This window comes from Clostridium sp. UBA4548 (assembly GCF_002387895.1).
Lineage (GTDB): Bacteria > Bacillota > Clostridia > Clostridiales > Clostridiaceae > Clostridium_J.
In genome coordinates this window covers 1-13,302 of the sequence record NZ_DGLI01000049.1, presented here as the reverse complement: position 1 = coordinate 13,302, position 13,302 = coordinate 1, and the positions used below count along the sequence as shown (strand labels likewise).

General features: G+C 30.9%; 13 protein-coding genes. 9 read left to right on the top strand and 4 right to left on the bottom strand.

Annotated features, from left to right (window positions below; translation table 11 throughout):
- Positions 1-59: 59 nt before the first annotated feature.
- The gene (locus B3040_RS18860) at positions 60-1,343 is read right to left on the bottom strand and encodes a M28 family metallopeptidase (protein WP_291576715.1); all 1,284 of its coding nucleotides are present in this window, start codon (positions 1,341-1,343) and stop codon (positions 60-62) included.
- Positions 1,344-1,633: 290 nt separating this feature from the next.
- On the opposite strand from B3040_RS18860, the gene B3040_RS18855 reads away from it, so the two are divergent.
- Positions 1,634-2,653 (top strand): sulfurtransferase, encoded by a 1,020-nt coding sequence (locus B3040_RS18855; protein WP_291576714.1) that lies wholly within the window; start codon positions 1,634-1,636, stop codon positions 2,651-2,653.
- Between the two features lie 148 nt (positions 2,654-2,801).
- On the opposite strand, the gene B3040_RS18850 is transcribed toward B3040_RS18855, so the two are convergent.
- Entirely contained in the window at positions 2,802-3,224 is a 423-nt protein-coding gene (locus tag B3040_RS18850; RefSeq protein ID WP_291576712.1) for a hypothetical protein, read from the bottom strand.
- 358 nt (positions 3,225-3,582) lie between these two features.
- On the opposite strand from B3040_RS18850, the gene B3040_RS18845 reads away from it, so the two are divergent.
- The 3 genes from B3040_RS18845 to B3040_RS18835 all read left to right on the top strand — a co-directional run bounded on the left by B3040_RS18845 (position 3,583) and on the right by B3040_RS18835 (position 5,422).
- Positions 3,583-3,906, top strand: a complete 324-nt coding sequence (locus B3040_RS18845) for a hypothetical protein (protein WP_291576710.1) — start codon at positions 3,583-3,585, stop codon at positions 3,904-3,906.
- A 186-nt stretch (positions 3,907-4,092) separates the two neighbouring features.
- Positions 4,093-4,911 carry a flavodoxin family protein gene (locus B3040_RS18840; RefSeq protein ID WP_291576708.1) on the top strand — a complete coding sequence of 273 codons (819 nt, stop codon included), beginning with the start codon at positions 4,093-4,095 and terminating at the stop codon, positions 4,909-4,911.
- Between the two features lie 151 nt (positions 4,912-5,062).
- The gene (locus tag B3040_RS18835; RefSeq protein ID WP_017413954.1) at positions 5,063-5,422 is read left to right on the top strand and encodes a cupin domain-containing protein; all 360 of its coding nucleotides are present in this window, start codon (positions 5,063-5,065) and stop codon (positions 5,420-5,422) included.
- A gap of 72 nt (positions 5,423-5,494) precedes the next feature.
- Here B3040_RS18835 and B3040_RS18830 read toward each other — a convergent pair whose 3' ends face one another.
- Positions 5,495-6,811 carry a pyridoxal phosphate-dependent aminotransferase gene (locus B3040_RS18830; protein WP_017413955.1) on the bottom strand — a complete coding sequence of 439 codons (1,317 nt, stop codon included), beginning with the start codon at positions 6,809-6,811 and terminating at the stop codon, positions 5,495-5,497.
- Between the two features lie 333 nt (positions 6,812-7,144).
- Here B3040_RS18830 and B3040_RS18825 point away from each other — a divergent pair, with 333 nt between their 5' ends.
- The 4 genes from B3040_RS18825 to B3040_RS18810 all read left to right on the top strand — a co-directional run bounded on the left by B3040_RS18825 (position 7,145) and on the right by B3040_RS18810 (position 10,546).
- Positions 7,145-7,846, top strand: a complete 702-nt coding sequence (locus B3040_RS18825) for a response regulator transcription factor (protein WP_291576704.1) — start codon at positions 7,145-7,147, stop codon at positions 7,844-7,846.
- A complete protein-coding gene (locus B3040_RS18820) occupies positions 7,843-8,778 on the top strand; it encodes a sensor histidine kinase (RefSeq protein WP_291576702.1) in 936 nt (311 codons plus the stop codon). The genes B3040_RS18825 and B3040_RS18820 overlap by 4 nt, the downstream gene beginning before the upstream one ends.
- A gap of 156 nt (positions 8,779-8,934) precedes the next feature.
- Entirely contained in the window at positions 8,935-9,858 is a 924-nt protein-coding gene (locus tag B3040_RS18815) for an ABC transporter ATP-binding protein (RefSeq protein ID WP_291576699.1), read from the top strand.
- Positions 9,851-10,546: an ABC transporter permease gene (locus tag B3040_RS18810; RefSeq protein WP_291576697.1), complete on the top strand. Its 696-nt coding sequence runs from the start codon at positions 9,851-9,853 to the stop codon at positions 10,544-10,546. Before B3040_RS18815 ends, B3040_RS18810 begins: the two co-directional genes overlap by 8 nt.
- Before the next feature lie 129 nt (positions 10,547-10,675).
- Here the strand turns inward: B3040_RS18810 and B3040_RS18805 are convergent, their stop codons facing one another.
- Positions 10,676-11,920 (bottom strand): MFS transporter, encoded by a 1,245-nt coding sequence (locus tag B3040_RS18805; protein WP_291576695.1) that lies wholly within the window; start codon positions 11,918-11,920, stop codon positions 10,676-10,678.
- Positions 11,921-12,591: 671 nt separating this feature from the next.
- Between B3040_RS18805 and B3040_RS18800 the strand changes: the two genes are divergently transcribed.
- Entirely contained in the window at positions 12,592-13,077 is a 486-nt protein-coding gene (locus B3040_RS18800) for a cysteine hydrolase family protein (RefSeq protein ID WP_291576693.1), read from the top strand.
- Positions 13,078-13,302 lie beyond the last annotated feature (225 nt).

Below are 13,302 nucleotides of genomic sequence, written 5' to 3'. Positions count from 1 at the left end.
ACAGACTTATTTACACACTCGGAGCTTTAACTGCTCACTTTGAAATAGCCCTGTTATAATTATTTTTTACTATCAGATGACTCTTCTTTCTTAGGTTCTTTATCAAAATACTTGTCCAATTCTTTTCTCATCTTATCTGGAATTTTTCTTTCAACTGGGAATACCACTGAGTTTATAATTGATTCACTGAATTCCTTAGTTATAATAGTAGTTTTTTCTAGAGCTTCAGCACTTAGGTAATCCATAACATCATTTCTAGTATGAATAAAGGCTCCACCATGAGGGGCAAAGCGGCAGAAGGTAACTGACGGAATTCCAGCATCAGCAAAAGCTGTAGAATCACTTGAGTATATGTCCTGCTCTACTTTAAGTGGGAATCCTTTAACTTTAGCTGTATGATCAATATAATCAACTAAGCTTTGCTCAGCAGTAACTAAAGCCATTTCTTTTCCAAGAATAGAACCAGCAACATCTACGTTAATCATTAGAAGGTGTTTTTTAAGCTCTTCTTCATGGTCTTTTAAGTAAGCTTTACTGCCAAGAAGTCCAACTTCCTCAGAACCATACCATACAAATTTTACAGTTCTCATTGGTGGATTTTCTTTAAAATGTCTTAAAAGCTCCATTATGATAACAGAACCAGCTCCATTGTCATATACTCCTGTACTATAAGGAACACTATCATAGTGAGCACCGAAGGAAATTATCTCCTCAGGGTATTTTGTTCCTTCTAAGGTTACAACCACATTTTGAGAAGGAAGTTCTATATCCTCCATGATTATTTCCACATGTACTTTAGAAGCCTTGTCCCTAACAATTTCGAAGCAGTCTTTCATGCGCATATTTACAGCAGGTATTTTTCCATGTTGTGTATTTTTTTCACGGATTCTAGCTATAGAAATATCAGTTTTATCCTCCTCATCCATAGCAGTACCAGACATAGTTATATAGCCAGCAATACCAGCATCAATAAGTTTTTTATAAAGCTTAGGGTTTGGACGAGTATTTATAAGTACAAATTTTCCTTTAAGGTCCACTAAATTTACATCAAGTCCATCCTCAATATATACGAAATCAGTAGTTATTCCACCTTCAGGTGTACCAATCGCACAATTGTAAGGTGCAATCTCATATTCCTTCTCATAGGGTTCCACTACCTTTAGTGTAGCTTTTGCAATTTTAGAAGTTGGAGCTTTAAAAGCTTCTAAGTGTCCTTCACATCCTATGGAGGCAACTTCTTCTAGTAACATGTTTGCAGCTTTAAACTCTTCTTCTGAGCCGCTAGTTCTTACAAAACCAATTTTCTTTAAAAGTTCAAATTCTCTTTGGCAATCAATTGACATAACATTTTCCCCCTAATTATCTATTTATATACATTATACTAGAGTTGAAGAAAAATTAAAAATAATAGTATAAATTAATTTTAACATTGGATGATTTTACTTAAGTTTTAGAATAGCTTAACACCTACTAAAGTGAATATTTATTATATACAAGACTTATTGAAAAAAACAATAGTAATAGCATCTATCATTAAAAAGTGCTATTAGACTAACTTTAAATCATGGAGTAATATAATGTATCGGATGTTAAAATAAGATATTGAAATGTTTATTTTAGGGAGAGTGGTAAAATGAAGAAGAAGTTGATGTTGTATTTTCTTATAATAACTATGTTTACTGTATTAGCTACTGGTTGTGCCTCTAAACCTGAGCCAGCTACAAATAATTCAGCAAATAGTTCAACAAATACTAAGACTGTTGAGGCAATGGCAAAGACAAAAGTGTTTGTATCTGCAGATTGGGTAAAAAGTGTAATTGATGGTAAACAGCCAGAATCAAAGGATTATAAAATCCTTGAAGCATCTTGGGGTCCAGCTAGTGAGGCAAAAGACTATAAAGTAGCTCACATACCTGGAGCAGTACATATAAATACAGATGAAATAGAAGAGCCAGATTATTGGAATATAAGAACAGGCGAAGAGATTAAGAAAGTCATGGCGAGCTATGGAATAACAAAAGATACCACTGTTATTATTTATGGTGGTGACTCAGGTGCTACTAGGGTTGCATTTGTTTGCCTTTGGGCTGGTGTTGAAAATGTTAAGGTAGTTGATGGTGGCTTGAGTTCATGGACAAAGGCAGGATATGAAACAAATAAAGATATTGAAAATCCAGTAGCTACAACAAAAGATTTTGGTGTAGCAATACCAGCACATCCTGAGTACCTTTTATCAATGCCAAAGGATGTAATAGCTGAAATGGAAAAAAATAATAAATTCAGATTGGTTAGTATAAGAAGTATAGATGAATTTCAAGGCAAAGTAAGTGGTTATGACTATATTAAAAGAGCTGGGGAACCACAAGGAGCTGTATGGGGACATGATGAGTCTGATTACCGTAATGCTGATGGAACCTTTATTTCCTTTGATAAAGCTGTAGCAATGTGGAAAGAACAGGGTGTTACAAAGGATAACGAAATTGCATTTTACTGCGGTACGGGTTGGAGAGCAACTATTCCATTCTTAATGACCTATGAAAATGGATGGAAAAATGTAAAATTATATGATGGTGGATGGTTCGCATGGCAGATGGATGAAAAAAATCCAATACAGGCTATCACACCAGAAGAAGCAGCAGCTAAACATAAATAAGTTAAATGTCTGAAAGCAATAGGCTTTCAGACATTTTTTGTTATTCTTTAGGAATTTATAAAATTTAAAATTTGTGGACACCTTAACCATAATCCACCAAGTGGACTTTTTTATAACCGTAGTAAAACCAAAACATCAATGTAAGGTTTTATTTTTTGTCTTTTAAATAAACTAGGATTTTTATATGCTGCATTAATGTAGTGATTGCTAATATTAAAGTGGTAAAATAATATGAACGATAACTTTCCGTTGAATATGTTAAAGTAAAAATTACATATGAAAAAGTAAGTATTGTATCTATTATTAACATTGATAAAAATTTCTTACTTTTAAAATAGTTACCCCTTTTTACCTTTGCATATAAAATAATGGCAACAAACAATAATACTAAAAATGAAATAGAAACCCATTGTAATAATGAAATAGGATATTGAGATTGCCATTCTTTATTAATAAATAGTACATACCTCATCATGCCCATCTTTTTCATGGAAAAAAATTGTATTCCATATGCTGCAACGAGAAGAAGCACTTGTAATATTGTGAATACCAAAAAGAAAAAATTTTTCATTATAAATATATCTCCTTAATGCTAATGTGATACTACTATTGTACCAAAGTATTTTCATATATGGGTAATAAAAGTTTATTTTTAACGCAAGTCAAGAGGGAATGTAAATTTGTTTATTTTTCCATCCTTGTCTCAATTGTGTCAATTTAGTGTAGCTTTTATAATTATAGGATTTTGAGCTTTAAAAGCTCAAATTCTCTTTGACAATTAATTGACATAACATTTTCACCCTAATTGTCTACTTATATGCACTATACTAGAAATGAAGGAAAAGATGTATAATAAAAGAAATGAATAGTTGGAAATCAAAACCACATATTAGTAAGATATTATGAAATACTTGTAGAGGGGGTGTATTATGGAAAGATTGAAACATTCAAAACTGGGAATTATATCTTTTTTATTAGCATTGATTCCTATCATCTATGTTGTTGTTCAAACAATCATAGACTTGTCGGCGCCAATAGGTACAGGCTTAAATAAGAGTTTGGCTATTTCTTACTTTATAATGAATTTTATGTTTGCTATAGCTTTAGTTAGTTTTGTGATAGGCATTATTGCAATTACTCGAAAAGGTTATAAGAAAAGTCTACCCATAAGTGCAATGATAATAAGCGGATTAATTTTATTGGTACCAATTATTAGCTCCATAAAAAGCATAATAGAAATATCAAACATGTAAGATTTTTTTTTATCAAAAAATTATAAATTAGTTCACAAAATTCTTATTAGGTGTTGCCAGTGTAATTTAAGATTAAGAAATAAGAGAGTAATATAAATGGTATACATAGAAAAGGTGTTAAAGAAAAGAGGTGAGTTTTAGGGGGAGTTTGGTACTTGTTATACCTCCTCTCACTAAGGATAAGCTATGAATAAAAAAATTAATGTCATATATTTTAGTGCTACAGGTACTACTGAAAAAATAGTAGATGGTATAGCTAGAGGGATTTTAGAAAATATTCATAAGAATATAACTATAAATAACATTAATTTTACACTACCAGAAAATAGAGAGCAGCAGCTATCTTTTACAGCTGAAGATATTGTTATTATTGGGGTTCCTGTTTACGCAGGAAGAGTGCCAAATGTTTTATTGAAATATTTGAACTCCATAAAAGGTAATGGTGCCTTAGCTGTTTCAGTAGTTGTTTATGGAAACAGAAATTATGATGATGCTTTAATAGAGCTTAAGGATATACTAGAGTTAAATGACTTCAAGGTCATAGCAGCAGGTGCATTTATAGGAGAACATTCATTTTCTAAGACACTTGCTGAAAATAGACCTGATGAAAAGGATATGGCTATAGTAAGTGATTTTGCTAGTAAAATATATGATAAATTAACTGGTGAAGCTAAAATTGAAACCCTAGCTGTAAAAGGAGACAAGCCTTATAGAGCATATTATAAGCCTAAAAATAAAGAAGGAATTTCTGTTGATATTAGGAAGGTTACTCCGAAGACTAGTGATAACTGTAATCATTGTAAAATTTGTGTAGGTGTTTGTCCAATGGGATCTATTGATTTTCGGGATGTGTTTATGCTAAAGGGAATTTGTATTAAATGTGGGGCATGTATTAAAAAATGTCCTAATGATGCAAAATATTATGATGATGAGGATTACTTAAGGCATAAATATGAGCTAGAGGTTGATTTCGCTTCAAGAAGAGAGCCAGAATTATTTATATAGAGTTATATTAAAAGATATTAAAATTAGGGGAGCAATTTATATTTAGTTATGTTTAATATTTAAATAATTATATTGCTATGATGTACAATTAAGTACTGAAACAATAGTTAGATAAGATACAATGAATTTATAATTCAAAGGAGCTATAAAAATGGACAAAATCAATATTTACGAGAAGTTAAATCTTTTTAATGAGCATTGGAGTCCTAAAATTTTAGGTGAGGTTAATGAATCATATGTGAAAGTTGCCAAATTCAAGGGTGAATTTTTATGGCACATACATGAGAATGAAGATGAGATGTTTTATGTTCTAAAAGGACTATTGATTATTAGGTTTAGGGATAAAGACGTTTATTTAAAAGAAGGAGAATTTCTTATTATTCCAAAAGGAGTTGAACATATGCCAGTTGCTGAAGAAGAAGTACATGTGATGTTGATTGAAGCAAAAACAACATTGAACACTGGAGATGTAAGAAATGAAAGAACAGTAGAGGAACTTAAAAAAATTTAGCATAGATTCTTCTTAAAATATAAATTAAGGGAAGCCATTTTTGGCTTCCCTTAAAACTATATAATTTTTAAATTATCTTTGAGCTTCAAATTGTCTTAAAAGCTTAACAAATAGCTCAGGAACTTTTGCCATGTTTTCTGGAGTTTCAACGAAGGAAATTCTAAATTGAGTATTTCCTGGGTTTACTGCATCTTTAGCTACATTGTAGAAGCCTTTCATTGGTGCTACAAGTAGAGTTGTTTCAACTCCATCAATGTTAACAGATCCTTCTTGAGCACAGTATAAAATGAAGTCAATTCCGTTAAAGCCAGGTTTTACTACGTTTCTAACATCGATTACTGTGTAGATAGATGCATCTGGGCTAGAAACAATTAAGCCAGGCTCTTGCTTTTTAAGACCATTGTATACGTTGAAGATTTGCTCTTTGTAGTATTCTCTAATGCTAGTGCACCACTGAGCAATTTCTTCTTTAGTTTGATGAGCAAGAGCACCGAAGATATACTGACCAATTACATTAGCACAAAGGTTTGCAGTATACTCAGCAACAGAACGGTTGTTGAATTCAGCACTATCTGTAATTAGAGCACCTATTCTTAAACCACAAGCATTCCATACTTTTGATGTAGTTTCGATACTGATTCTTCTTCCTTCAATACCAGGAACCTCAGCATCAGTAACTCCCCAAATACTTACAAGCTTACTGTTTACATCATAGAATAATTCACGATAAGCTTCATCACTTACCATCCACATGTTGTACTTCACGCAAAGCTTAGCTAATTCTTTAAGAGTTTCAAAATCAAAGTATTGTCCAGTTGGGTTGTCATAAGGAATCACAAGAAGTGCTCCTGGATTATGCTCTTTTATTGATTCTTCTATTTTATTTAATTCTGGAAGACTAAACTTACCATTTTCATTTAAATCACGAGATACTGTAACAATTTTACGTCCAATTCTTTCTGCAAAAGAAATATAATTTGTGTATGCTGGGTCAATAACCATAAGTGGCTTGTCCCCAGTGCCTGCAGCACCACAAACTCCTAGTAAAAGCAATTCCATAGCAGCAGATCCGCCGTCAGTTACTTGAACAAATAATTTGCTTGTATCAAAACCTTCACACTTAAGGATGTTTTTGAAAGCATCTTGGCACTCTTGAACACCAGCAGTAGTTGAATATCTAACAACACCTTTTGCAAATGGGCTTTCAGGTGCACCTAGTTCAAACATTCTTTTCATCATAGCTGGGTTTGTAGGAAGAGAAACGTTACCTATACCTACGTTGATTACAGCTTCAGGTTTAACTTTACGCTCTTCATATTTCATTTGAGCTAGTCTTACATCTGATGGCATTCTTGACTCGAAGTGAGCTGATAAAATTGGCTTATTCATATTAATGCTCCTTTTCTAAAAAAATATTTTTTCTCAAGAAATACTCCTTGAGGGATTTTTATAATTAGGCATTTGAAAATGCCTTATGCTGACAACAATATTCTATCATTAATTTATCTTCATTTCACTTCTTTTTTTAAACCTTTACAAAAATTATATAAAAGGGCTTATAAGTCATTTAATAACAGCTTATAAAAGAGAGATTTAGAGGAGCACTCCTTGTTTTATGCAGTTAAGTAGAAAAATAATTATAAAAGTGAAGGATTTGGTATGTATTGGGATACTATGGTATAATATTGAAATAATTGTTATGTAAGAATGAGGTTATGTTTTATGGAAAATAGAATTCTACTTATTGAAGACGATGTGTCTATAAGTGAAATGGTAGTGAATTATTTAAAAAAAGAAGGTTTTACCCTAACTACAGCTTTAAATGGAGAAGAAGGTCTAGGTAAGTTTTTTAGCAATTCCTTTGATTTAATTCTTCTTGATATAATGCTGCCAAACCTTGATGGAATGGAAGTTTTGAAAATTATAAGGGAAAAAAGCTCAATACCAATTTTAATTATGTCAGCAAAGGATAGAGATTTTGATAAGGCTATTGGTCTTGGGTTAGGTGCTGATGATTATATAGCTAAGCCTTTTTCTATGGTTGAACTTTCAGCAAGAATTAAGGCAGCAATAAGACGAGCAACTAAATACTCACAAAGCGAGCAGAAGAAAGAAGAGGAAGTTATTAACTTTGGCAACCTTTCTATTGAACTTAAAAATTATACTGTTACTAAAAATGGTGTAAACTTGCAGCTTACTTCAAAGGAATTTGATATTTTAAAGTTATTTATTTCAAATCCTAACAGAGTTTTTACAAAGGGAGAAATCTATAGTTTTGTTTGGAAAGATGATTATTTTGGAGATGAGAATGTAATAAGTGTTCATATGAGAAGATTAAGAGAAAAAATAGAGGATAATCCTTCAAAGCCTGAGTACATTAAAACCTTATGGGGCATAGGGTATAAGCTAGGTGAAATTAAATGATATATTTTTTATCAATAATTATTTTGATTTTAGCAGGTATAATTTGTTTTCAATATATATCACAAAAGAAAAGAAGTGCTGATTTAAAGTACACTTATGAGAAGCTAGACAACATCATTGATAATTGCACAAATGAGAAACTTTTAGTTTTTACTGATGATAAAGAACTTATTTCAGTATTAACAAGAATTAATAAGCTCTTAGAGTATAATCAAAAGGTACAGGCAGATTATTCAAAGACAGAAATAGCAATGAAAAAAATGCTATCAAACATTTCTCATGACTTAAAAACTCCGCTTACAGTGGTACTTGGATACATTGAAACAATAAAACTGGATAAGGATATAAGTAAAGAAGAAAGAGATACTTTGCTGTGTAAGGTAGAAGGTAAAGCAAGAGAAGTTTTAGAGTTAATTAATAAATTCTTTGATTTAGCAAAGCTTGAAGCAGGGGACAAGGATATTCCCTTAACAAGAGTTAATATAAAAGAACTTTGTTTAAAAACCCTCTTAGGTTTTTATGATGTCTTAACAAGTAATGGCATTGAAGTTCATATTGATGTTCCAGAAGAAAGTGTTTTTTCTATGGGAAATGAAGAGGCTATAGATAGAATTTTAAATAACTTAATTTCAAATGCTATTAAGTATGGAGCTGCAGGAAAGTATCTAGGACTATCCTTAAAAAGTGATGAGGACTATGTATATATAGAAATTTGGGATAAAGGTAAAGGAATTAGTGAAAGATATAAGGATAGGATTTTTGAAAGAATGTATACTCTTGAGGACTCAAGAAACAAGCAGTATCAGGGCAGTGGCCTTGGGCTCACCATAACAAAAAGACTTGTTGAAACCTTAGGAGGAGAAATTTTCCTAGAAAGTAAGCCTTATGAGAAGACGGCATTTACCGTTAAGCTAAAAAAAATAACCTACTAGTCAATAAGGTGCTTAGTAAAATTGAGCATCTTTTTTATTTTGGATGCAAACTTAAGAATTTTGTAAGATTTAAGTAAAAAAAAAGATAAATCAAGTTGCTACAATATAAATATAGACAGTTCATAAATACTGAAAATTTGGAATGGGGAGATAAAAATGTTATATGTATTAAAAACTAATAATTTGACAAAAACCTATAATGGCAAGGAAGTTGTATCTAATGTGAATATGAGTGTTAAAAAAGGAGAAATTTATGGATTTCTTGGACCAAATGGGGCAGGTAAAACAACCCTTATGAGAATGCTCACTAACTTAGTTAAGCCTACCAGTGGGGAAATTGAAATCTTTGGTGAAAAACTAAAGGATACCTCCTATGAGGTACTAAAAAGGTTAGGAACCATCATTGAATATCCTGTATTTTATGAAAAACTTTCAGCTAGGGAAAATTTAGAACTTCACTGTGAGTATATGGGATACTTTGATAAGAAGGCTATAGATAAAGCCTTAGATCTTGTAGATTTAAAAAATATTGATAATAAATCAGTAAAGGATTTTTCTCTTGGTATGAAGCAAAGGCTGGGCATTGCTAGAGCTATAACTACAAAGCCAGAATTGTTAATCCTAGATGAGCCTATCAATGGTCTTGATCCTATAGGCATTAAGGAATTTAGGGATTTGTTCAAAATGCTTAGCAAAGAGTATGGCATAACCATATTAATTTCTAGCCACATTTTAGCGGAGATTGAACAAATAGCAGATACCATAGGAGTTATTAATAATGGTAGGTTAATTGAAGAGGTTTCTATGGAGAGTATTAGAGCAGGTAATACGGAATATATAGAGCTAATTGTAAGTGATGCTGAAAAGGTAGCTTATATTCTGTCAAATGAACTTAATATATCTAATTTTAAGGTTCTGGATAGCAAAACAATTAGAATATATGATAGCAGTATATCTCAAAATCAAATAACTAAAACACTAATTAACAGTGATATATCCATAGAGGGGATAACTAAGAAAAATGGATCCTTGGAAGAATATTTCTTAAATTTATTAAATGGGGGTAGTATAAATGTTTAAGCTTATGAAATTAGAAATGAAAAAGTTTAAAGTTGCAGGATATATTAAAGGTGCTATTATTGCTAATTTAGTGATAATAGGAATAATGATAGCTGGGATTTTAATATCCAAAAGTGAAGGAGATCTAATACTAAATAATTATAACTTTGCTTTTCAAATGGTTGATTCTTCAGTAAAAGCTACTTTTATAATATTTGCATCAGTACTACTTTCCAAACTAATTATTGAAGAATATAAAAATGGCACAATGACACTGCTCTTTATGTATCCAATAAACCGAAAAAAGCTCATTGTAGCAAAACTCATCATTGTGCTCATATTCACTTTTGTAGCTATATTTTTGTCTAATATTTTTATAGATGGTATTTTAATTGCAATTAATAGCTTTACTAACTTTATACCAGATGAAATTACTAAAGAAATTTTATCAAACGCAATAATTTCAATTAATACTAGCGCAGTAACTTCTGCTTTTATGTCACTAATACCACTATACTTTGGAATGAGAAAAAAATCAGTGCCAACTACAATAATATCCTCCATATTAATTGTAACTGTTATGTGCTCAAATGCTAATGGATTTTCGTTAAGTTCTATAGTTATAATACCCATTATATTTTCATTTGTAGGAGCATTTATTGCTTATTTATCTATTAGGAACATAGAGCATGTGGATGTGAGTAAATAAGCTATCCTGGCCCAATGATATTTATCGCCTGTAATAAATAATCTTATTGAATGTACAGTTGACAATATTATTTCATATGGAGGAGTTTAATTTGGGTTTTTCATTCTTAATTTTATATGTTCTATAAAATCACTCCTTAATTTTTATAGAAATTATTTTTTTCAAATTATAAATAATTAATTTATAGATTAATAGAACTGGTGATAAAAGAATAGCTGATATAAGCAAGGCAGTTCTAATTGAATAAATAACTCCAAATGAACCTACAATAGGGCCACCTAAAATTTGACCAATTGAATCAACTTGGCCTCTGACTGAAAAAATAGTTGCTCTAATGTTATTATCAGTAATAATATTGCTTAACATAGTATCTAATAATGGGCTTGTAATGCTCCTCGCTATACTGATAATCCAAAATAGGATTAGTGCGATATATAAGTTCTTTGTCAAGCTAAAGCCAATTAGGGAAAGCATGATTATTAGTGAACTTATTAGCAGTACTTTAATAAGTAAAGCTAATTTATTAAAATGTAACCTTCTATTTAATATTTCTAAGGCAACTATTGATAATAAAATAGAGATGCCTCTAATTATGCCAAAAGAAGTAACAGAGTTTAAAGTCTTCATTAAATCCCAATTGAAATTTTTTATTAGATGTGCAGTCCATAATCTATCAAAGCCTTCACTATATAAACCATAAGCTAAACCTAGAGCAAGCAATAGAATTAAGAGGTGATTGAGTTTAATATATTGCTTAGTGGTTTTTAATGTATCTAATATTTGAGTCCAGTGGGATTGATTTTTATGAGGCCTTGGTGTATAGCCATCTTCTGTCATTACAATTGTTAAAAAAATAGCTAGAAGAATCATGCCAACTCCACCTAGCACAATTGGTAGGCTAAGACTTATTAAGCCTACTATTATGCTAATTGGGATTGCAATTAATTCCCCAAGTTGTCCCAATTGAGATCCTTTTACAAAAATATTTCCTGAGTTTTCTTCTCCTAATTCATCAATAATCCATGCTTGAGTAGCGCCACTTATAAAGGTATAACCAATTCCAAAAAATAACTGAGATATAATTATAGAAAAGAAAAAGGGAAAAAAACCTTCTATAATAAAGCCAGTGCCCATTAAGGTATAACCAATTATAATAGACAACTTCCTGCTTTTTATATCAGCAACAATTCCAGTGGGTATTTCAAATAAAAATATAGTTATTTCCAATACTGTTCCTACTAAAACTAATTGCAGTGGATTTAATTTAGCTGTATTTATATGATATAAAATGTTAACAGTGAAAATAAGAGAAAAAAGTATCTGGGATATTAAAGTAATAATAAGATATAAATTGTAAGGTTTAATTTTCTTCATATATTTTTCCTCCAAGAAAAAGTAGTAAGTATTAGATACATATTAGCACGTATGGGAATGTTGTACTTTTCCTATTTTGCTAATATGATTATGTTTTCCTTTATAGATTTATAGCTTGAAAAGTTAAAGTATGGTGTCATTGAAGTAGTGAAAATGCTTAGTTTTATTTATAGCAGGGTGAGGCATTTGTATATATTAAATTAATGTAAAGTGGAATTATAAGGTGTGATTATAGAAACTTCAAGTTTTTTGTCTTAAAGTAATATGATGAAAGCATTAATATGAGTGGTTTCTAGAGTTGATTTAAAAAAGTAGTTTAGTTTTCCTTATAGGGTTGACTGGATATATATGTAAGTGTATAATTATGGTATAAATTGTAGGAAGGGAGCGATGTATTATGATGAATTTAAATAGTATAGTAAAAATAAGCATAGTTCCCGGCACATTTTATTAAAAATCTGTGAAAAATGTTTTGAAATTGCTGCCCGGGAGAAGTAATTATTTCATCCGGGCATTTTTATGCCCAATTTTAACAAGGCTTTAGAAGGATAATTCTCCCACGCTTATTGTCTCTTAAAACAAGTTTAAGGTGAAAGTTATATTTTCTTCTAAAGTAACTGTTCAAAATGAAGTTCCTCATTAGTTAAAATATAATTTAGGAGGCGTGCAAAATGAATATTGCATTATTAATAATTGATGTACAAGAAGCTTTTATAGGTCATAGAAAAGAAGAACAGGAATACCATAATACTTTTGAATATATAAATGAAACTGCTAAATTATTTAGAAAGGCTGGTAAACCAGTCATAGTGATTAGAGATATTGAAGGTGGTAATGATAGTACCTTTGAAAATGTAGAAGAACTGGTTAGTAAGGATAGTGATATAGAAGTTTTAAAGACTTTTAGCAACAGTTTTTGGAGGACAAATTTAGAAGAAATATTAAAAGAAAAAGAAGTTGATTTTGTTGTACTTTGTGGAAATGCAGCAGAGTACTGTGTGCTGGCAACTTATAATGGTGCACTAGAAAGAGACTTTGGAGCAGCTATGCTTCAGCATGGAATTTTTGCTTGTCACCAAGAGAGCTTAGTGGACATCTACAATAATAGAGCATTGATTTCTTATGAGGTGATAGAATATATGCTTAATAACTGTTAATATAACTGGTTTTGACAGTAAAGCAACTAGGATTATTTAAAAGTAGAACAACTATTCTGATGAAACAAAAATATTATTAGTACAAGGGGTTAATTTATAGAGAACCAGAGTTAAAACTTAACGTATACATGAGTACTACTCTGGTTCCATTAGGGGTTTATGAAGATGAATAAATTTATACTGAATAAGTTAAAATTCCATCATGGAACCCTATATAGGGTTCCT